At 46.2% G+C, this 21521-nt stretch carries 21 protein-coding genes; all 21 read right to left on the bottom strand.

The features are described from left to right. Positions 1 to 5 precede the first annotated feature (5 nt). Positions 6 to 542 (bottom strand): SMC-Scp complex subunit ScpB, encoded by a 537-nt coding sequence (gene scpB, locus H8S18_RS02495; RefSeq protein WP_186856716.1) that lies wholly within the window; start codon positions 540 to 542, stop codon positions 6 to 8. Further along, on the bottom strand, positions 539 to 1279 hold the full coding sequence (locus H8S18_RS02500) for a segregation and condensation protein A (RefSeq protein ID WP_186856717.1): 741 nt from the start codon (positions 1277 to 1279) through the stop codon (positions 539 to 541). Before H8S18_RS02500 ends, scpB begins: the two co-directional genes overlap by 4 nt. 7 nt (positions 1280 to 1286) lie before the next feature. Continuing rightward, the gene (locus tag H8S18_RS02505; RefSeq protein ID WP_186856718.1) at positions 1287 to 1931 is read right to left on the bottom strand and encodes a site-2 protease family protein; all 645 of its coding nucleotides are present in this window, start codon (positions 1929 to 1931) and stop codon (positions 1287 to 1289) included. 86 nt (positions 1932 to 2017) lie between these two features. Continuing rightward, complete coding sequence (locus H8S18_RS02510) at positions 2018 to 2833, bottom strand: purine-nucleoside phosphorylase (RefSeq protein WP_186856719.1); 816 nt, start codon at positions 2831 to 2833, stop codon at positions 2018 to 2020. A 13-nt stretch (positions 2834 to 2846) separates the two neighbouring features. Then, complete coding sequence (locus tag H8S18_RS02515; protein ID WP_186856720.1) at positions 2847 to 3593, bottom strand: sporulation initiation factor Spo0A C-terminal domain-containing protein; 747 nt, start codon at positions 3591 to 3593, stop codon at positions 2847 to 2849. 15 nt (positions 3594 to 3608) lie between these two features. Next, positions 3609 to 5318 carry a DNA repair protein RecN gene (gene recN / locus H8S18_RS02520; RefSeq protein ID WP_186856721.1) on the bottom strand — a complete coding sequence of 570 codons (1710 nt, stop codon included), beginning with the start codon at positions 5316 to 5318 and terminating at the stop codon, positions 3609 to 3611. A gap of 18 nt (positions 5319 to 5336) precedes the next feature. After that, on the bottom strand, positions 5337 to 5789 hold the full coding sequence (locus H8S18_RS02525) for an arginine repressor (protein WP_186856722.1): 453 nt from the start codon (positions 5787 to 5789) through the stop codon (positions 5337 to 5339). An 11-nt stretch (positions 5790 to 5800) separates the two neighbouring features. Further along, the gene (locus H8S18_RS02530) at positions 5801 to 6643 is read right to left on the bottom strand and encodes an NAD(+)/NADH kinase (RefSeq protein WP_186856723.1); all 843 of its coding nucleotides are present in this window, start codon (positions 6641 to 6643) and stop codon (positions 5801 to 5803) included. Positions 6644 to 6710: 67 nt separating this feature from the next. Then, a complete protein-coding gene (locus H8S18_RS02535) occupies positions 6711 to 7496 on the bottom strand; it encodes a TlyA family RNA methyltransferase (RefSeq protein WP_186856724.1) in 786 nt (261 codons plus the stop codon). Beyond that, a complete protein-coding gene (locus H8S18_RS02540; RefSeq protein ID WP_186856725.1) occupies positions 7480 to 8028 on the bottom strand; it encodes a hypothetical protein in 549 nt (182 codons plus the stop codon). Before H8S18_RS02540 ends, H8S18_RS02535 begins: the two co-directional genes overlap by 17 nt. Before the next feature lie 673 nt (positions 8029 to 8701). Next, positions 8702 to 9742 (bottom strand): recombinase RecA, encoded by a 1041-nt coding sequence (gene recA / locus H8S18_RS02545; protein WP_186856726.1) that lies wholly within the window; start codon positions 9740 to 9742, stop codon positions 8702 to 8704. A 19-nt stretch (positions 9743 to 9761) separates the two neighbouring features. Next, entirely contained in the window at positions 9762 to 10304 is a 543-nt protein-coding gene (pgsA, locus tag H8S18_RS02550) for a CDP-diacylglycerol--glycerol-3-phosphate 3-phosphatidyltransferase (RefSeq protein WP_186856727.1), read from the bottom strand. Beyond that, positions 10301 to 11626 (bottom strand): 30S ribosomal protein S12 methylthiotransferase RimO, encoded by a 1326-nt coding sequence (gene rimO, locus H8S18_RS02555; RefSeq protein WP_186856728.1) that lies wholly within the window; start codon positions 11624 to 11626, stop codon positions 10301 to 10303. Before rimO ends, pgsA begins: the two co-directional genes overlap by 4 nt. A 5-nt stretch (positions 11627 to 11631) precedes the next feature. Beyond that, a complete protein-coding gene (locus tag H8S18_RS02560) occupies positions 11632 to 14037 on the bottom strand; it encodes an FtsK/SpoIIIE family DNA translocase (RefSeq protein WP_186856729.1) in 2406 nt (801 codons plus the stop codon). A 394-nt stretch (positions 14038 to 14431) separates the two neighbouring features. Continuing rightward, the gene (locus tag H8S18_RS02565) at positions 14432 to 15709 is read right to left on the bottom strand and encodes a M16 family metallopeptidase (protein ID WP_186856730.1); all 1278 of its coding nucleotides are present in this window, start codon (positions 15707 to 15709) and stop codon (positions 14432 to 14434) included. A gap of 89 nt (positions 15710 to 15798) precedes the next feature. Continuing rightward, positions 15799 to 17895 carry a polyribonucleotide nucleotidyltransferase gene (locus H8S18_RS02570; protein ID WP_186856731.1) on the bottom strand — a complete coding sequence of 699 codons (2097 nt, stop codon included), beginning with the start codon at positions 17893 to 17895 and terminating at the stop codon, positions 15799 to 15801. Positions 17896 to 18038: 143 nt separating this feature from the next. Continuing rightward, positions 18039 to 18302 carry a 30S ribosomal protein S15 gene (gene rpsO, locus H8S18_RS02575; protein WP_066683350.1) on the bottom strand — a complete coding sequence of 88 codons (264 nt, stop codon included), beginning with the start codon at positions 18300 to 18302 and terminating at the stop codon, positions 18039 to 18041. Positions 18303 to 18396: 94 nt separating this feature from the next. After that, complete coding sequence (locus tag H8S18_RS02580) at positions 18397 to 19317, bottom strand: bifunctional riboflavin kinase/FAD synthetase (RefSeq protein ID WP_186856732.1); 921 nt, start codon at positions 19315 to 19317, stop codon at positions 18397 to 18399. Beyond that, positions 19314 to 20213 carry a tRNA pseudouridine(55) synthase TruB gene (truB, locus tag H8S18_RS02585; RefSeq protein ID WP_186856733.1) on the bottom strand — a complete coding sequence of 300 codons (900 nt, stop codon included), beginning with the start codon at positions 20211 to 20213 and terminating at the stop codon, positions 19314 to 19316. Before truB ends, H8S18_RS02580 begins: the two co-directional genes overlap by 4 nt. Then, positions 20210 to 21160 (bottom strand): DHH family phosphoesterase, encoded by a 951-nt coding sequence (locus H8S18_RS02590; protein WP_186856734.1) that lies wholly within the window; start codon positions 21158 to 21160, stop codon positions 20210 to 20212. The genes truB and H8S18_RS02590 overlap by 4 nt, the downstream gene beginning before the upstream one ends. Further along, the gene (gene rbfA, locus H8S18_RS02595; RefSeq protein ID WP_186856735.1) at positions 21157 to 21513 is read right to left on the bottom strand and encodes a 30S ribosome-binding factor RbfA; all 357 of its coding nucleotides are present in this window, start codon (positions 21511 to 21513) and stop codon (positions 21157 to 21159) included. Before rbfA ends, H8S18_RS02590 begins: the two co-directional genes overlap by 4 nt. Positions 21514 to 21521: the final 8 nt, after the last annotated feature.

The following is a 21521-nucleotide window of genomic DNA, read 5'->3' on the forward strand; positions in this document are numbered from 1 at the left end:
AGCCTTTATTCCAGGCTGTCTTGTTCCAGTTCCTCAAAGTCTATTTTGGGAAGTTCCTCTAGCGACGATATCCCAAAATGCCGTAAGAATTCATCTGTCGTCGCAAAAAGAGAAGGTCTCCCAAGGACGTCTTTTTTCCCAATAACATGAATCAATCCTTTTTCAACAAGCGTTGTCACCGCATAATTCGAACGCACACCCCTTATTTCATCAATTTCAGAACGTGTTACAGGCTGCTTATAGGCAATAATGCTTAACGCTTCGAGCACCGATTTGGAAAGCGACATATGCTCATCCGGAGCAAGCAGGGTTTTGATATAATCCGCATATTTTGGATTCGTGCAGAGCTGTATTTTATCACCCACGCGCGTGAGCAGCAGGCCCTCTCCACGGTTCTTTTTTTCTTCCAGGATTTCCTGTATGAGAATATCCAGCTCATCGGGATCCATGCCGAACAGTTCCGCGAAAACCGATATTTCAACGGCATCGCCGGCGACGAACAGGGCGGCCATTACCGCCCCGCATATTTCATTCTTGTTCAACCTGTATTCCCCCCATCACGGTACATCAATGCAATATCTGCAAATGCTTTATTTTGCCGGACTGCCAGCCGCCCCACATGCCACAGTTCCAAAAGCGCAACAAATGTTACGGCAATTTCCATATGGGTTGACTGCTCTTCAAACAAAGAAAAAAAGGAAACTTTTTTTTCACTTCGGAGCCGTTCCAATATTTTCTTTTTTTGCACCCGGATGCTGAATGTATCCTGGCGTATCTCTACTCTGCGCCGTTCCTCCGGCTCTTTCTTTCTGTTTTTTAAAAGTTCGAGGAAAGCCATATAAAGTGCGTCCGCATCGCTTCCTTCGATAAATATCTCCTGCTCGATATCTACAAGCTCCTCCGGCAGTTTATAGTAGATTCCTTTCGCCCCGCGTTCCATTTCTCCAAGGCGTTCCCCTGCCTCTTTATAAAGTTTATAGGCGCGCAGGCGCTCAATTAATTCCGTTTCCGGATCAACGAAATCTTCGTCTTCCAGTTCTTCCCGCTTCGCCGGCAAAAGTGCACGCGATTTGATGTACAAAAGCGTTGCCGCCATATTGAGAAATTCACTGGCCCTGTCCATATCAAGTTCGCCGATCTGATCCATATAAACCAGATATTGCTCTGTAATCTCCGAAACAAAAATATCCTGCAAATCAATTTTTGCCTTGCTGATCAGATGCAGGAGCAGGTCGAGCGGCCCTTCAAATTGGGCAAGTTTAACAGTATACGGCATCATTCAAGTCCTACAAAAACAATCCAAAGAACGGAGTATAAACATCATAGACCAACCATGTCGTAAAGGTTCCCAGAATCATGCTGGTAACATTCGTCAGGATCAAAATCAGTAGAATAATAAAGCCATAACGGTACAGTATGTTAATTACTCCTGAAGCCTTATGAGGCAAAAAGCTGTTCAAAACCTGGAAACCGTCAAGCGGCGGAATAGGCAAAAGATTGAAAATCCCCAACGTGATGTTCAGTATGACAATCGGCATCATAATGTTGGCAAATATCTCATTGGTGAAGCCTAATTTGTAATAAACCAGGAAAAAAATTGCAAATGCAATAAAAGACATAATAAAATTCGCAATAATACCGGATAAGGAAACCAGTACATTATCCCTTTTCGGATGTTTGAAATTACGCGAATTGACCGGAACCGGTTTGGCCCATCCAAACCGGAATAGCAGCAAACAAATCGTCCCGATCGGATCCAGGTGCTTCACCGGATCAAGCGTCATTCTCCCCAAATTGCGTGCCGTCGGATCTCCGCACTTATAAGCAGCAAACGCATGCGCATACTCGTGGATTGAAAGCGCCAAAAGCACAGCGGGAATACTGTACAAAAGCCCCATCCAGTAATTTGGATCGGTAAAATAACTAAACATAAGAATACCTCATTTTTTTGTTGTTTAATCGCCTTTTGCTTTTAAACATATGAATCAATTTTAACACGTTTCGTGCAGTTAGGCCATCACAATTTTTTCAGAAAACCGTCCACAAGCGCACACATCCGTGAAGCGACCATTTTCCCCGCCTCAAGAACTTCTTCCATGGTAAGCGCATGCTTGGCAACCCCTGCCGCCAGATTGCTGATACATGAAATGGCAACAGTTTCCGCTCCCGCATGGGACGCAGCGACTGCCTCGTGTACAGTAGACATCCCCACCGCATCCGCGCCGAGTACGCGAAGGGCGCGAATCTCGGCGGGCGTTTCGTAAGAAGGGCCGACCATATAACCGTACACGCCGTGCTGCAATGCAATCCCTTCCTGCTCCGCAATTTCGTCTATCATTTTATTGAGCCGTTTGGAGTAAGCAAAAGACATATCCGGAAAACGCGGGCCAAGTTCATCAATATTCGGGCCGGTGAGTGCATTATTTGCAGAAAAATTAATATGATCCGTGATTAACATCAGATCCCCGGCGGTAAAATCCGTATTAATCCCCCCGGCCGCATTCGTAAGTACCACATACCTCGCGCCAAGCATCAGCAATGTACGCAGCGGCACTACCGTTTCTGCCGCCTGATATCCTTCATAACAATGAAAGCGTCCCGAAAGCAAAGCAATTTTTTTTCCCGCTTTACATCCAAAGGTCAATTTCCCCGCATGTCCGGGTGCGGTTGAAACTGGAAAGCCTGGAATTTCGGCATAGAGAAACTCTGCCTCAACCTCTTCTACTGTGTTCCCATAATCTCCAAGACCTGAGCCGAGTACGATCACAACCTCCGGTCTGAAATCCGTTTTCGATTCGATATAGTTTTTTGCAATTGTCAGCCGTTCCTTCATATTTTTTCCTTTCTTATTCCTGCTGCGAAAGTATTTTCTCTGCAAGCGTCGCAATAAATTCGCTGTTTGTCGGTTTTCCTTTTTCAGGACTGATTGTATAACCAAAGTATTCATAAAATGCTTCGGTATCGCCGCGCGTAGCAGCCGTTTCAATCGCATGCCTGATGTTGCGTTCTACACATTTGATAGTGGAGGCATACTTTCGGGCAAGCGGTTCATATACGTTGAAGTTGAGCGGACGCGCTTTCGCCGGATCCATACATATCATAAGCAGTGCTTCACGCAACAATTTATATCCTTTGATATTGACCGGAACACCCAATTTTTTAAGTGCAACGGAAATCTTCCCGGCAAGCAGCTGATCGCTTTCGGCAGGCACTATTCTCCTTTCTTCCTGTTGATCCGCTGCTTCGAGAATTCGTTCAACAAAATACTTTTTGATATAGGGCTTCACGATCACATATGCCGCTTCCAGTTCGAATGCCTTTTTGATAATAAGGTCCTGATTCATTGGCGTCAGGACAATTTTAATCACATTTTTATCTGCAAGCATGTGTTCCATAAGTGCAAAACCGTCATATCCCGGTAAAATTGCCTCTACAAGAACCAGGTCCGGGTGATATTTGTCATAAAGCTCCAAGGCCTTCCCGCCATTGGTGGTACATAAAAAAGAAGCCGATTCCTCCCTAAGCATCTCTTTGATTTGGTTTATGTAATCATTGTTTTGTTCAACAATCAATGTACGCCTGAACCTTGCCAATGCAAACCTCCGTTTTTACCCTTTGAATGCTCTTTTGATCTTCTCTGCATTCTGCCGCAGTTCCCCTGCATATTTCAGGGCATTTTCGGTTTCAATCCCCCCTGCAAGGCGTGCAATCTCATCCGTGATATTTGCTCCCTCAAGCCGTGCGACATTCGTATGCGTCGCTCCATCCGCAGAATATTTACGAATCAAAAAGTTCGCGTCCGCCATGGCTGCAATTTGCGGAAGATGCGTCACACAAATTACTTGACGCGACCGTGAAATCGAGGCCATTTTCTCGGAAACGACCAAGGCCATCCTTCCGCTGATTCCCGTATCAATTTCGTCAAAAATCAAAGTGGAAATATCCTCCGAACCTGCGGAAATATTTTTGAAAGCAAGCATCACCCTCGATATTTCACCACCGGAAGCAGTCTTAGATAGCGGCTTTAAAGGTTCCCCTTCATTCGTCGAGAGATAAAATTCCATTTCATCGATCCCGTCCCTATGCCAAACAGTTTCTTTTCTTCCGGGAAGCGGGGCAAATTTTGCTTCAAAGTTTGCTCCCGGCATTCCGAGATCATTCAATTCTTTCAAAACAGCGGCGGAAAGCTTTTTTGCCGCTTCTTTGCGCAGGCCAGACAATGCCTGGTATTCTGCATATAACTGATCCTGTATCCCAATAATTTCAGAAGTCAGCCGTGCCGCTTCTTCCTCCGCATGCTGCATTTTTTCGAGCTTTTGTTGCGCATCTGTGCAAAAAGCCAAAATTTCCTTTTCGGAATTTCCGTATTTCCTCTTCAACCCTCCTAAAAGGTCGATTCGTTCTTCAATTTCAGTCTGACGCTGTTCGTCAAATACGATTGATTCAGAAAAACCGCGCAGATCGTGCGCACACTCTTCTAAAACAAATGCACTCTCCTGAAGGCGTTCTGCCGTTTTCTCATAGGCGGCATCATATATAGCAATTTGCGATAGCAAACGAACGGCATCCTGTACAAGTGAAAGTGCGCTGCCGCCTTCTTCGCCGCCAAGGTACAGCTCCGCATATCCATTGGAAAGCGTTTGGGCAATAAATTGCGCATGATTCAGCTTCTCGCGCTCGTCCCTCAGTGCATCCTCTTCTCCCGCAAAAATCTTTGCTTCCGTGATTTCCTGTATTTGGAAAGACAAAAGATCCATACTCCGCATACGTTCTCTTTCATCCCCGCCCGTTTCATCAAGCTGCCGCTGCACATTTTTCAGCCGCGTATACAACTGGGCAATCCGTCCTTTGGCTTCCTTCGCTTTTTTTCCGCAGTAATTATCCAGAAAAAGTATATGGTTTTTGGCATATAACAATGATTGGTGCTCGTGCTGTCCGTGAAGATCTACAATTCGATCCATCAGCGTCTTCAGTGTAGCAAGGCTTACCACGGTTCCATTTATTCGGCATACATTCTTACCGGAGACAGACAGATCACGGGAAATAATTAATTCGTCGTCTGCTTCAAGTTCATTTTCATCAAAAAAATCCGCGAACGCCGCAGAATCAATACAAATATTCGCTTCAACATGCGCTTTTTCCTGTCCGCTGCGGATAAGCTCCCTGTCTGCGCGTTCTCCCAGTAAAAGGTTCATAGAATCGACTACAATTGATTTTCCCGCACCTGTTTCTCCTGAGAGGACATTGAGACCATTGCCGAATTCAATATTCAGTTCGTCTATCAAGGCGATATTTTTCACCGTAAGACTCTGTATCATTTGCGCGTCACTTTCTTTTTATCTGTTCACCATCTTAGAAAAACGTTCCACAATCTCTTCTGCTGTTTGTTCTGAAGTCGTGGCAATAAAGATCGTATTGTCACCCGCGAGCGTTCCCAGGACTCCGGCATAATGGAGACTGTCTACAACCTCTGCCGCTGCATTTGCACTTCCTGAAAGCGTCTTGATCACCACAAGATTCATTGCGCTTTCAATCGAAACCACCGTATCCCTGAAAATGCGCATCAGGATATCCATGTCATTCCCTTTATTTTTTTTATTATCTGCATATTTATACGCCCCTGATGACGATTGCACCTTAATGAGATGGAGCTCTTTGATATCCCGTGAGATAGTCGCCTGGGTTACTTTGTACCCCGCTTCATTCAAAAGGACTACCAGTTCCTCTTGCGTTTCTACCTCGTTGTTCTCGATAATTTCTAAAATTTTGTTCTGTCTTTTGGATTTCATGGCAAAAACTCCTATTTTTTCGGACCGCTCCACTGCGCGAGCTTATCTTTCAATTGTGGAAAAAACATATCATTTGTGAACCGCAAAAATTTTGCTTTCATTTCCGAGCGCTGAATCATCACTCTGTCCGCGCTGTTTAAATATTGCACTTCCTGGCCATCCGCCGAGAAAGTTACATTCTCTTCCCCATCATGCGGGCACACCATGATCGTATCGCTGTATTTTGTCACAATGCTGCGTGCGTAAAGCGAATGCGGGCACATAGGAGTAATTAACATGCAGCTCACATTTGGCGCAATAATCGGTCCGCCTGCCGACAGGGAATACGCTGTTGATCCCGTAGGAGTTGCAACGATAAGTCCGTCGCCATTATAAAACTCCGCAAGCGTCCCATTCACATAAAGGTCAAGCTGCACCATATGCGTACGGTTAATTTTTGTAATGATAAAATCATTGAGCGCAATAAACGGTCTGCCCTCGCCGTTGATCTTCGCTTCGAGCATCATACGCTCATCAATCACATAATCGCCCCGCTTGACATGCCTGATCATTTTTTCCACATCAGGAAGGTTGATTTCACTCATAAAACCAAGATGTCCGATATTAATTCCTACCAGCGGCAAACCGAACGAGACATACTTGCGGGCCGCGCGAAGAATAGTTCCGTCTCCGCCTAAAATAAAAAGTGCATCCGCCTTGCTCGCGTCCGTGTATTCAGCGAGGTTCAACAACGAAGCTGTATCCGAATCATAACAAATACTGCACCCGGCGAGTTCAAGCGCACTGATCACTTTCCCTGTTGCCTGGAGGCCCGGGTCCTTGTCTTTATTCGTATAAATACCGATTCTCAGCATGATACAGCCTCCGCTTTTCTCTCTGTCATTCTGTTTTATTATACATAAAAATGCATAGATATACAAGTCAATTTAGTTCACCGTGCGCAGCGCTCACAGTCCGTTCAATATCCGCAATCCACTCCTTCTTTTCCGTTGAAAAAAGAGCCAGATATTCAATATTTCCATTTGGCCCCTTTACCGGCGAAAAAGTAAGCCCCTGCAAAAAAAGCCCGCAGGAAGACGCGTGTTCAACCGTTTGCCGGATGACTGCCGCATGGACTTGTGCGTCCCGTACGACGCCTTTTTTGCCAACATGCTCCCGCCCGGCTTCAAATTGTGGTTTTATCAGAGTAACCGCCTGTGCCTCCCCCCCGATTACACGCATAATAGCGGGAAATATTAATCTCAAAGAAATAAACGACACATCTACGCTTACAAAATCAATCGGGGCATCCTGCCTCTCTAAATATCTTGCATTGGTACGCTCCATCAGTTTCACGCGTTTATCATTTCGAAGGCTCCAGTCAAACTGCCCATACCCTACATCCACCGCATATACAAATCGTGCTCCATTTTGCAGCATGCAGTCCGTAAAGCCCCCCGTCGAAGCGCCAATGTCCATACAAATTTTATCGCTTAGGCGAAGCCTAAACTCTTTGACCGCCTTTTCAAGTTTCAGGCCTCCCCTGCTGACATACGGGCAAGCATGCCCTTCCACTTCAATCGCAATATCTCCTTCAAATTGTTCAGAGGGGCTCTTGACTGCCCTTCCCCCTGCCTTTACTTTTCCGGCAATAATCAGCGTCTTGGCTTTTTCCCGGCTCGGAGCAAGACCTTTTTCCGCAATCAGTACGTCAATTCTCTTTTTCATTCTTTTTCCTGCCTCCGCTGAAAAAATTTGCAGCCGTGCCAATTGCAAGCACAATATCTTTATTTTTTCGGAGCGCAATTGTTTTGCCCCACGCCTTGCCCGCCACCGTTGCCGCAGCAATCAGAGCAGAAATAGCAATGGATACGACAAGATCGGGAAAAGGAAACTCAAACACCAGTGCTTTCAGCGTAATTGCCGCCCCGGCCGCTCCACTGACAATTCCGCAAATATCACCAATGACGTCATTGCAAAAATTGGAAACAACGTCCGCATTCTTAAGCATTTTCAGCGCATAATGCGCTTTTGCGTTCTTCTTTGCGGACATAGCGATAAACGGCGCCTGATCGCAACTTGCAAATGCAACGCCGACGATATCAAATAAAACGCCAACAGCTATTAAAGCCGCAAGAATGCCCACAGATGCCGGAAGAGACAAATTAGAAATAAAATATTCCGCAGCCACGGAAACGCCTGCGGAAATAAAAAGCGTAATAAAAAATATTTTAATAGTCCAATGTTTAATTACTTTCATCGAATCCTCGCAGCCGGATTTCCACCCGGCCATCTATAAAAAAATTTGGTGGTGACAATAAGAGTAGACCTTGCAGTATATGGTCCGGTAGGATTTCCCCAAAAACTACTTCCCGTCGCCGAAAGAAGCGGTTTCCCTTTAAAGTTTCCGGTGCGGTGTTACCACTCGCACGACCGGATTGCCTGTTCAAACCACACTATAATCCCCTTATTGCCTGAAATACAGTCTAGGAGCTTTCCTCGACAGCACAAATCCAATTCCTAGTCTCTTTTGCCAGCATGGTTTTTTACAGTCGTGCATACCGTTGCCCGTACGCTGCAGACGGCTTGCAATTATCCCGCATTTTCCACCATGCCAACTCAAGGCAGGCTACTCTGTACACAGCTTAGTACCGCATAGCAGGTTTTTCCCCGTCCAGTAATGGGTTGTTTTCACCACCACCGCAACAGGTCTCCGCGAAAGCTGGGTCAACGCCCATATGCCCTTATGGATCGCCCTTCTTTCTTAACTCCCAGCATCAGCTCCCGACGGGGCGTCAGCAGCCAACACCAGAAACTTCATCGATGTGCCCTATAACGGATTTTTAGGCCCGTCTTCGGAATCGGCAGTACCGACTAGAATACTGCACCACCAAAACTTTATGATACGCCTCCCGCTTTCGCGGTGAACGTAATTATTCCTTTTCTTCCTGCTCGGGTTCTTCTTTTGCATCCTCGTCTTTATACTTGCCAAGGCCGTATGTTTTAAGAACCTGTTGCTTTACTTCTTCCATAATCTCTGGGTGCGCCATCAGATATTGCCGCGCATTGTCGCGTCCCTGGCCGATATGTTCCCCTTGATAGGAGAACCATGCACCTGATTTTACAATCAAGCCGAGCTGTGTACCCAAATTCAGCACACTGGCGGGTTCACTGATCCCCTCGCCATAATAAATTTCAAATTCCGCCATTTTAAAAGGCGGAGCAACCTTATTCTTTACAACTTTAATACGGGTTCGGTTTCCAATCATCTGATCGCCCACTTTGATTGTCTCAATCCGGCGTACGTCAAGACGTACGGAAGCATAGAACTTAAGCGCTTTGCCGCCTGTCGTTGTCTCCGGGTTGCCAAACATTACACCGATCTTTTCGCGCAATTGATTGATGAATACAACAACCGTATTGGTTTTGTTGATCGCCCCTGCAAGTTTGCGTAGTGCCTGCGACATCAGGCGTGCCTGTACACCTACCGAGGAATCCCCCATTAGGCCTTCAATTTCAGATTTCGGTACCAGGGCGGCAACCGAATCCACGACTACAATATCGATTGCACCGCTGCGCGTTAGCATATCCGTGATTTCCAACGCTTCCTCGCCCGTGCTCGGCTGTGAAACATAAAGGTTATCGATATCAACGCCCAAATTTTTTGCATAGACCGGGTCAAGCGCATGTTCCGCATCAATAAACGCTGCCGCACCTCCAAGCTTTTGGGCTTCTGCAATCATATGCAGCGCCACAGTTGTTTTACCTGATGATTCCGGACCATACACCTCGATGATCCGCCCGCGCGGTACGCCGCCGATGCCAAGCGCAACGTCCAGCTCCAGGCAGCCAGTGGGAATCGCCTCAATATTCATATTCCTCGCCGCGTCACCCAGTTTCATGACTGCGCCTTTACCAAACTGCTTTTCAATCTGCGCAAGAGCCGCGTCTAACGCTTTTCCTTTATTATCCATATGCTTTCCCTTTCCAATATCAATCTGTAAATACACTGCGGTTCTTTACAAAGTACTCGATACATGAGTAAACTGATAAAACTACGCTTACCCAAATCAAAATCGTCCCAATTGAGACAGGTACGAACATAAACGGCCAATCATTGAGCAGTAATAATATAATCGCAATGAACTGCACCACCGTTTTAAGCTTTCCTGATTTATCTGCAGCAATTACAACGCCTTTGGAAGCTGCAACCGAACGCATCCCGCCGATGAGAAGCTCCCTTGCCTCAAGAATCAATACTGCGATAAAGCCCACTTTGCCCCAATCCATAAGAAGCAAAAGTGCTGCGAGCACCAAAAGCTTATCAGCTATCGGATCCCATAGCTTCCCAAAATTGGAGACCTGATTGTTTTTGCGTGCAAGATATCCATCAAGCCAATCTGTTACTGCCGCCACTATAAATATTATAGCAGACCATATGTTCCAATGCGGTAAATCCGTAAAATAAAACAATACAAAAAATGGAATCAGTATCATGCGGATTAGGGTCAGTATATTTGGTACATTCCATTTCATTTTGCCAATTCTCCCATACAATCATAGCTATAAGCCATAGTTATTTTTACAGGATAATATTCCCCTGCACTAAGCTTTTCGCGTGTTTTTACAAAAATCTTCCCGTCCACATCCGGTGCTTCCGCATAAGATCTTCCGTAAAAAAGCCCGGAATGCTCATCATAGCCCTCGATCAAAACCTCGTAAATTTTATCTACCCGCGCCTGGTTCCGGTCCAGAGAAATAGAGGATTGTGTATTCAGTACGGAATCACGCCGGAATTCTTTCTCTTCTTCGTCGATCTGATCTTCCATTTCAGCCGCGGGAGTTCCTTCTTCCTGCGAATAGGAAAACACGCCCAAACGATCAAACTGGTATTTTTTGAGATCTTGATATAAATGAATTACATTTTCCCGTTTCTCTCCCGGAAAACCTACGATTACCGTAGAGCGGATGATAAAATCCTTCGAAGCGCTGCGAATCTTTTGCATGATATCATCTGTTAGTTTCCAGGTATTCCGGCGATGCATCTTCTGTAATATTTCATCGTCCGTATGTTGGATCGGAATATCAAGATATTTTACGATATTATCATGTCTGCACATCACTTCAAGCAGCTCGTCCGTAATGCCGTTCGGATAGCTATAGAGCACGCGGAGCCATTTCACTCCGGGGATTTCAGCAGCCCGATCCATCAGCTCTGCAAGATTTACCTTCTCCTCCAGGTCTTTTCCGTAGCTGGTCGTATCCTGTGCAACTAAAATAATTTCACTGTAACCATCGTGCGCAAGAGAGGCAATTTCGTCAAGAATATCTTTTGGCTTTCTGCTCTGGTACCCGCCGCGAATAGACGGAATAACGCAATAACTGCAACAATTATCACAACCTTCGGCGATCTTTACATATGCAGTAGGCGGTACTGTCGTCAGCACGCGCCGTGAAAACTTTTCATCTATTGTCCGATCCGGATAACTGGTAAAATCGCCGCCTTCTACAACCGCTTCAATTGCCTGGCGTATTTCTTTATATGCCGCAGTTCCAAGAAATGCATCCACACGCGGAACCACTTGCCGCAATTTCTCATGATAACGTTCCGGCAAGCATCCCGTTACGACAATACCCTTCAGTTTACCAAATTTTTTCTGCTGCTCTGCTTCAAGAATCGTATTAATGGATTCTTCCTGTGCATCGCTGATAAAAGCGCATGTATTGATAAGCATAATATCCGCATCCTGCATATCCTGTACAAACTCATAATCGTCCTGCAGTTGCGCAAGCATCGCTTCCGTATCGACCCTGTTTTTTACACATCCAAGCGAAATAACACCAATTTTCACAGTCATTTTTATCATTCCTCTTCCTGCGGGTTCATAATCTTTTGAAGTTCTTCTTTGGTAACGAGTACTTGCCGCCCTTTGCTCCCATCCATTGGCGAAATATACCCATGTTCTTCCAGTTGGTCAATCAGGCGCGCCGCACGGGCATATCCAATGCGCAGACGCCGCTGCAGCATGGAAGTAGACGCCTGGTCGTATTCCACAATCGTTTCAAGCGCGCGGAGAAAAAGCTCATCCGTTTCCGCCTGCCCCGCAATAGGATTGGCGCTGTCTTTCGAAATTCCATCGATGACCTTCGCATCATAATCAGCGGCAAGCCTCTCTTTCAGGAACTTCGCTACCGCTTCCACTTCACGATCAGAAATAAAACATCCCTGAAGCCTCATTGGTTTCGGTGCGCCCGATGGATAGAACAGCATATCGCCCTGTCCAAGAAGTTTTTCCGCCCCCGCCATGTCCAAAATTGTCCGGGAATCCACTTGCGAAGAAACGGCAAATGCAACCCGCGAGGGAATATTGGCTTTAATAATACCTGTAATAACGTCCACGGACGGCCGCTGCGTCGCAATTACAAGATGTATGCCGCTCGCGCGTCCAAGCTGCGCAATGCGGCAAATCGCATCTTCTACCTCACCCGGTGCGACCATCATCAAGTCTGCAAGCTCATCAATAATAACAAGAATATGCGGCAACGTTTCCCCATCTTCCTCAGCCTGCATCAATTCATTATACTTTTTGAGGTCTTTGGCGCCTTTTGCAGCGAACATGCGGTAACGCATTGTCATCTCGTTAACTGCCCAGTTGAGCGCTGAAGATGCTTTTTTAGGATCTGTAACCACAGGAATCAAAAGATGCGGAATGTCATTGAATACATTGAGTTCCACAACCTTCGGGTCAACCATGATCATTTTGACCTCTTCCGGCGATGCATGGTATAGTATACTGACGATCAGCGAATTGATACATACGCTTTTACCGGATCCCGTTGCACCGGCAATCAACATATGGGGCATCTTGGCAATGTCCGCATAAACGTTTGCGCCCGCAATATCTTTCCCGAGTGCGAATGCAATGGGACTTTTGATCCCCTTGAACTCCTCGCTTCCTACCAATTCGCGCAAGCCAACGGAACTGGTCTCCATATTTGGTATTTCGATTCCAACCACAGGCTTCCCGGGAACTGGCGCTTCAATGCGCACATCCCGTGCCGCGAGATTCATTGCAATATCATCTGAAAGATTGACAATTTTACTGACCTTTACACCGGGCGCAGGCTGTACTTCATAACGTGTAACAACCGGTCCGCGGCTCACATTGACGACTTTGGCGCTCACGTTAAAACTCGCAAGCGTATTCTCAAGTATTTCCATATTTTTCTTGAGATCCGCGGTTGATGTCCTGGCGCTTTTTGCCGGTTGTGCAAGGAGGTTGAGCGGCGGTTTAATATACTTTTGGGCAGGCGCAAGGTTCCCCTGTACGCTGGCGGGCGCAAACTCAGCCGTTTGCTGGGATACACGCGGTTGCTCCGCCGTCACCTGAGAAACACCGATTTTCCGTCTTCCTTTTGGTTCCGGCTGCATTTCATCATCAAATTCAATATCGGTATCCGAGAATACCTTTCGGTATTCCTCCGGATCATAGTCGGTAAATTCTTCCGGAACTTCTTCCGCCGAATAGATTTCATCCGTGGGCTGCGGCTCTTCTACGTGCATATTAAATTCGTTTTCCTCTTCCTGCCGGGCAAACGCTGCCTCTTCCTGTCGGGCGCGCATCTCCTCTTCCCGCTCAAGATCGAGGCTTTCAATATAAAGGCGTTTCTTTTCGCGCCGTTGTTCCGCACGGGTGCGGTATTCGTCATATGTCGTTTTAACTGCAGTGCCAATATCTTTGCTCACTTTTTTAATGGAAAGATTGGTCAACGCAATAATGCAAACTGCAATTCCTGTGATAAATACGATATAGCTTCCAACAAGCCCCAGGAAAAGGTAGGTCCAATAGGTAAGCAATGAACCAATCGCGCCGCCTCCCGCATGATTTGCTACTCCATATTCATACGAAGCCTGAATAAAGCTGCCATAGCTGCCCCCTTCTGTATAAATATCCCCGATCGGTATTAGATGAATCAAAGAAAATACGCAAAACACCGCCAGTGCCAGCAAAGCAAGTTTCCCTGCATTCGGCGCTTTTTTCCTTGCAGCAATAAACAACACGCCGACGATTCCAAGAATAACCGGTATCACATAACCAATTGCACCACATAAGCCAAAAACAAAATCCGCAACCATGTTTCCAAATACACTGTCAACATTCAAATAAATTGTGATAGCAACAAAAACGGCCAGCCCTATGATAATAATGCCAGCGATCTCATTTTTCTTGTTGGTATTCTTTCTTTTCCGTTTCCTGCGAGCTGCCATGAAAACCCCTTTAAAACCAGATTACAATCTTATTTATTATAGCATCAAATATACCGTATTTCAATCGCCTTGCTGACAGAAGTGTAGGTTGTACAATGATGAGTTACAGAGAGTAAAGAAAAAAAGAAGCGGAAAATCCAAAATCTGGTGAAGTTTTAAGTTGCGAAATCAAAATAGCCGGAGGAAAAGCAATCATTTTCCTCTGTTGATATTGGGGAGGAAGGCCCCTCTCCAATAAATACTACAAGGCTCTTTTCACCAACGGATAACATATCTTTTGGCAATGTGCACTTTGCTGACAGAACTTCAACATAGACTGGGACTGCCATACATAAAAGACAGACGGGGAAACGGCGCATTCCCTGTCTGCCCTTTTGTTCAAATAAAGTTAAATTTAGAAAACGGTCTTACGGAGCGCTTCACCATCCTGTACTTTGCCTACGCATGTAACTGTCAGCCGATCGAAATCAAGACAGGCGTCAATTACATCCTGCAGATCCTGATATCGTACTTCCTCCATAAAACGAAGCGCTTCTTCATCAGAGTAAACATTTCCCGTAAGGATCATAGCCTTTCCAATCGCACTCATTTTTGAAGAAGTACTTTCGAGGGACAGGATCAAGTTTCCCTTTGACTGTTCGCGGCTCTGGATAAACTCCTCTTCCGTAATCCCTTCTTGCTTTACCTTCCGGAGCTCTTCCAGAATCATTTCCGCAACCTGAAGCGTATTATCTGCCATTGTCCCCGCGTACACACCATACATTCCAGAATTTGCATAAAGCGCCGGGTAAGTAAATACAGAATATGCCATGCCCATTTCTTCCCTGATTTTCTGGAATAGGCGTGAGCTCATTGAGCCTCCGATCACGTTATTGATAATATTCAGCGCATATTTTCTTTTGTCGCTAAGGTTGAGTCCTGGCATCCCCATACACAGATGAACCTGTTCAATCTCCCGGTCAATCACTTGAAACCCATCCTTTTGCGGGGAAAAAGCACTGCAATCAGCAAATCCCGGAACATCCAGCGGACCTTGGTTGACTTTGTTCAACAGCCGGTTCAGGCAGTCCCGAAGCTCTTGCTCGTCAAAATTTCCTGCTACCGCCACTACAATATTAGAGGCCGTATAGTAGCGGTTCATATAGTTTACAAGGTCTTCCCGCCCAAAACGCCGAATATTATCTGCCGGCCCCAGTATTGTCTTTTCAAGGGAACAGCCGCTAAAATAGGTGCTTGAGATCAGATCCATCGCAAGGTCTTCCGGATTATCATTCGACATCGCGATCTCTTCCAGCACAACATTTCGTTCTTTGTCGAGCTCCTCTGACTGCAAGGTCGCATTGCAGAATAAATCCGTCAAAATCTCAAGGCCGTCCGCTAACTTCTCGTCAATCACTTTGATGTAATAGCAAGTACATTCCTTCGAAGTAAACGCATTAATTTGTCCGCCGATATTATCTACATCTACTGCAATCTGCTTGGAAGTCCGTTTCTCCGTTCCCTTGAACAGCATATGCTCTATCAAATGGGAAATACCATTCTCCCCGGGTGTTTCCGTGATAGAGCCCGCCCCTACCCAGATTCCCGCCGTTACCGAATGAAAATTAGGAAGCTTTTCGGCAATCAGGCGCACTCCGCATTCCAGCTCTTCGTTGATAAATGTTCCATCCATAACAAAATCCTTTCATGATACAAAAAAGCCGACACGGGAACCCAAACGGTTATCGCTGCTCCCCATTAGCCGGCTTTTTCTCACTCGTTTCAGTTCAATTCTTCCGGTTTTACACCTTTATGCGTCAGGTTGATTCTTCCTTGCTTATCAATCTCGATAACTTTTACAAGTAAAGTGTCGCCAATATTGCACACGTCCTCAACCTTTTTCACATAATCTTTGGAGAGATTGGAAATACGGCACATTCCTTCTTTCCCCGGAGCAAGCTCCACAAACGCCCCAAAGTTCATAATGCGTGTTACCTTGCCATTGAATACCTCGCCGACTTTCACATCTTTTACGATCGTCTCAATGATTTTGCGTGCCTTTGCCGCTGCCTCGTCATCCGGTGTCAGGATCGCCACACGGCCATCGTCTTCAATGTCAATTTTCACGCCAGTATCGTCAATAATTTTATTGATTACTTTGCCGCCTGAACCAATTACTTCACGGATCTTATCCGGATCGATCATAAATTGGACAATCTTCGGTGCAAAGGGCGAGAGATGTTCACGCGGGGCCGAAATAACTTCGTTCATCTTATCGAGGATATAAAGCCTGCCGCGTAAGGCTTGCGCCAGCGCCCGTTCGAGGATTTCTTTATCGATTCCCTTGATTTTAATGTCCATCTGGATTGCAGTAATTCCGTCTTTTGTGCCTGCAACTTTGAAGTCCATATCGCCCATGAAATCTTCAAGTCCTTGAATGTCCGTAAGGACAACAACCTTTCCGGTATCAGGATCTTTGATTAAGCCCATAGCGCATCCGGCAACTGCTTTTTTCATAGGTACGCCTGCATCCATCAATGCAAGCGAGCTGGCGCATACGCTTGCTTGTGAGGTCGAACCATTCGAGCTAATTACTTCTGAAACTGCACGGATTGCGTATGGGAATTCCTCCTCGGAGGGAAGCATCGGTTCAATCGCGCGTTCTGCGAGCGCACCATGGCCAATCTCCCGGCGAGAAGCGCTGCGCATCATTTTCGCTTCACCTGTAGAGAACGGAGGCATATTATAATGATGCATATAACGCTTGAAGTCTTCATCCGTAATTCCATCCAGGTTCTGGCCTTCGCGAAGCCCGCCGAGCGTTACGATATTCATTGCCTGTGTCAGGCCGCGCGTAAATACCGCACTTCCGTGAGTCCGTTTGAAAAGGCCGGTTTCACACCAAATCGGGCGGATATCTTCATATCCGCGTCCGTCGGGACGTACACCGTCATTCATAATCTTGCTGCGCAAAACTTCCTTTGTCATTGCATACAAGACGTCCGCAATATCTCCCGCACTTTCTGGGAACTGTTCCGCAAAATGTTCGATCGTCTCCTGTTTTACTTGTTCCTGGCGCGCTTCACGCTCATCACGTTCGAACGTATCGAGGCTCCAGACCACTTTTTCCGCAGCAAACTCACGAACGGCAGCTTCTACTTCTTCCGATGGTTTGTGGATTTCTACTTCCTGTTCCGGCTTGCCAATATCATCTTTGATATTCTGAATGAAGGCACAGATTCGTTTGATTTCTTCGTGCGCGAACAGAATTGCATCCAGCATTTCCGCTTCAGTCACTTCTTTCGCGCCTGCTTCCACCATCATCACCGCATCCTTTGTTCCGGATACCGTAAGATTCAGCCTGCTCTTTTCACGTTGTTCGCTGTTTGGGTTGATGATGTATTCCCCATCGACCATTCCGACCGCAACGGAACCCGTCGGTCCTGCAAAAGGCAGTCCGGAAATGGAAAGCGCCGCGGAAGATCCGATCATGGCCAATATTTCCGGCGGATTATCAAGATCAACAGACATAACCGTCGCAACTATTTGAACATCCTTATAATATCCCTTCGGGAAAAGCGGACGAATGGGGCGGTCAATCAGGCGTGCTGCCAGAATTGCCGAGGTGGCAGGCCTGCCTTCGCGTTTAATAAAGCCTCCCGGTATTTTACCGGCGGCATACATTTTTTCTTCATATTCTACACTGAGCGGGAAAAAATCAATTCCCTCCCGTTCTGTTTTGGAGCCCGTCGCATTTACCATAACGGCCGTATCTCCACATCTTACAATTACGGAGCCGCCTGCTTGAAAAGCATACTTGCCGCTCTCTATCGAAAGGGTACGGCCTCCGAGTTCCATTTCATACATGTGATCCTGCATAGTTTCCTCCTATGTTCTTTCTATATATTCCCTCTATTGGTAACGAATCGATAAAACCGGAACACCACTTAGGCGTCTCCCGCCCGATGATGTTCCGGCACCTGGCATGCAAAAAGAGCGAGACAAGCCCCGCTCCTTATCGCTTACTTTCTTAAATTCAGGCTGCTGATCAGGCTTCTGTAACGCTCAATATCCTTTTCCTTCAGATAGTTGAGCAAGCCACGTCTTTTACCAACCATTTTCAGAAGGCCACGCCGTGAATGCGCGTCTTTCTTAAACTGTTTCAAATGTTCATTCAGGTGATTGATCCTGTATGTAAGAAGGGCGATCTGCACTTCCGGCGAACCGGTGTCCCCTTCTTTTTGGGCATACTTCTGAATAATTTCCGTCTTTACTGCTTTGTCCATTTCTTACCTCCATTTTTTTGAAACCTCGTGATGCCACGGTGACGTCGGAGTTGTCGTACATCGGAGCATACGATATAATCACATGTAAAGTAGTTTACCACAACATATACTTTTTGTAAACATCTAAATCCTTCAGCATTTCCTGCGCCAGGTGTGCGTCCTGAGCAATTTGCTTCTGCAGCGCCGCCACATTTGGGAACGCCCGTTCCCCGCGAAGAAATGATACGAAATTCACGCGCATCTTTTCATCATATACGTCTCCCGAAAATCCAAAAATAAAAGTCTCCACATTGGCAATTCCTGCATCCGAAACGGTAGGTTTTATGCCTACATTCGTTACTGCGGGATAACATTTTCCATCAATCTGGGCGATGGTTGCATAAACGCCATACCGCGGCAAAAGCTTATCCGTTGAAATATTCGCCGTCGGAAAACCAATGGATGACCCAAGATGCTTTCCTTTTTCAATCTTTCCGTCGATGAAGTAGAAGCGCTTCAGCAATGAGACCGTCTGCTCCATTTCTCCGCGTTCAATATGTCCGCGGATCAGCGTACTGCTTATTTTACCATCCTGGCATTTCACTGGCGGCACAATACAAACCGTGTATCCGAAGTGCTTCGCCTGCGAGCGCAAATAATCAGCCGTCCCCTCCGCATTCCTTCCAAACCGGAAATCAAAGCCGACCGTAATATGCCTGGCATGCATATTTCCCACAATATATTCCAAGAATTCTTCCTTTGTCAGCTGTGAAAACTCTTTTGTAAAGGGCTGCTGATAAAGCATATCCACATTCATGGAAGCAAAAATAGAAACCTTTTCCTCTGCGGTATAAATGTTTTTATAGGCCGCGTGATTCGGTTTTGTGTCAAACGTATAAATAAGCGATTTCAGGTTCGCCCTACGCTCTATTTCATCGATGAGCGCCATATGTCCCGCATGGATTCCGTCAAATAGTCCGATTGCAACGGCGGTCTCTTCCTGAAGCGGCAAGTCATTTCGTGTCAGCAGTTTCACCTGCGAGAATCCCCCAATTCCTTCAGCATGGATACAAGTTTCAACGTATTTCCTGCTTTTTTTCCAATGCCAATCAATTCATCTTTGCAATATACCGCATAATTTGTATCGGCCTGCACCCGGAGATTTGCCTTACCAAGATCAACAGGTGTTCCATTAGTAAGAAAACGGTACAAATATGGATCACAGCGGAGCGTTTCCAAAAAGGAAACCGCTTGTTCCATAGGCTGTACAACCGCTGCCGCTTTGCCGCCGCCCGCTAATTCTTCAATTTCGGGTAGCGTATATGCATCTTCCGCCCGAAACCCACACGTTTCGGTTCTCATGAGGAACGACATATGGGCACAAGCAGAAAGCCCTCTTCCTATATCCGCACACAAGCTCCGGATATAGGTACCTTTAGAACACCGAATGCGTAAAAGAAAGCGGTTCTGCATTCCCCGTATCAGTTCCAATTTATGCACATATACTTCCCGCGGCGGTTTCTCTACTGTAATCCCCTTGCGCGCAAGCTCATAAAGCTTTTTTCCTTCATGTTTTATCGCCGAATACATAGGAGGTTTTTGTAAAAGCTTCCCGGTAAAACCCGGTAGGATGGATTCCAGTTGTTTCCGCGTAATATCGCCTTCCGACACGCGCGTCACGCGTCCATAACTGTCCTGAGTATCCGTCTCCATGCCAAAAGTAATCTCCGCAATATATTCCTTATCGCCATGCATAATATAATCTGCAATCTTTGTTGCACGGCCAATGCAAACCGGCAGCACTCCCGCCGCACCCGGATCAAGTGTCCCCGTATGTCCAACCTTTTTTTGTCCCAATATCCTGCGCACATGGAACACCACGTCGCTTGAGGTCATGGCCGGGGGTTTCAATAGATTCAAAACACCGTTCACTTCAAATAATTCTCCGCCGCCTTCATCAGCGTTTCCGTTACGTTGTAAATATTTCCTTTCATCATGCATCCAGCCGCTTTGACATGTCCGCCACCGCCAAACTGGGCTGCCAGTTCGCCTACGTCCGCATATGTATTTGCCCGAAGACTTACCTTATAGGTATCACGGCTCATCTCCCGAATGAACGCGGCAATCTCCACACCCTCGATCTCACGTGCGTAATCAATCAGTATCTCCGTATCCGATACATCTGCTCCGCTTTCTTCAATATCGCTCAACATAAGAACAGAGATAGCCATCATTCCATTCTTGTAAAGCCTGATATTGTCAATAAAACGTGCAATCAGCTTTGTGGCGCCAAGAGAACGCCTGTTAAAAATCTGTTCCGCCATTTCAGACAAAGGCAATCCCTCTGCCACTAAACGTGAAAACAATTCAAGCGTTGTTTTTTTCGTATTGGAATAGGTGAAATTCCCGGTATCTGTAGAAATCGCCATATAGATGGCCATGCGTACCGTTTCATCCGCTACGGCGCCTAATATCTTCCCCAATTGCCAAATAATTTCCCCCGTCGCCGGCAAATCAGCTACATAATTAATTTGCGCGTAATTGGTGTTGGAAATATGGTGGTCAATATTACAGTTCGGTAACTGCTGGAATAATTCCTGCGCATCCGAAAGCCGTTTTGCTGTTGCGCAATCCACCGAAACCGCAGCATCGTATGATGCGGCCATAACATTTGGTAACAAGCGGTATAAATGCTCAAAACACCCAAACCGGTATTTCGCCGGCGGTTCACATAATAAAATAACCTCGGCGCATTTGCCAAGATTATTTAATATTTGAGCAAGCGCATACGCGCTCCCGAGTGCGTCTCCGTCAGGATTCAAATGGGTAAGCACTGCAAATTTATGATGCGTTTCTAAAAAAGTGACAACTTCTTTCATTTTATTTCCTTACTTTTTACATCGTCAATTAACTTAGAAATTTTGATGCCATACTCAATCGAATCGTCCAATACAAAAGTAAGCTCAGGCACCCGCCGCAAATCCACAGCCCTTGCCAGCTTTGTACGAATAAAGGAGGCTCCATGGTTGAGCGCGTCGATTGAAGCGCGTCTTTTTTTCTCTGTGTCATATACGCTAATGTATACCTTGCCAAATTTCAGGTCGGATGTAATTTCTACCTTAGTTACAGTCGTCATTTCAGACAACCGGTCATCCTTTACATCGTCTCTGATGATTTCAGCAAGCGCGCGTTTTACCTCTTCATCAATCCTGCTTAACCGATTCGTCGCCATGGATATTC

Source organism: Christensenella tenuis (assembly GCF_014287795.1).
Taxonomy (GTDB): Bacteria; Bacillota; Clostridia; order Christensenellales; family Christensenellaceae; genus Christensenella; species Christensenella tenuis.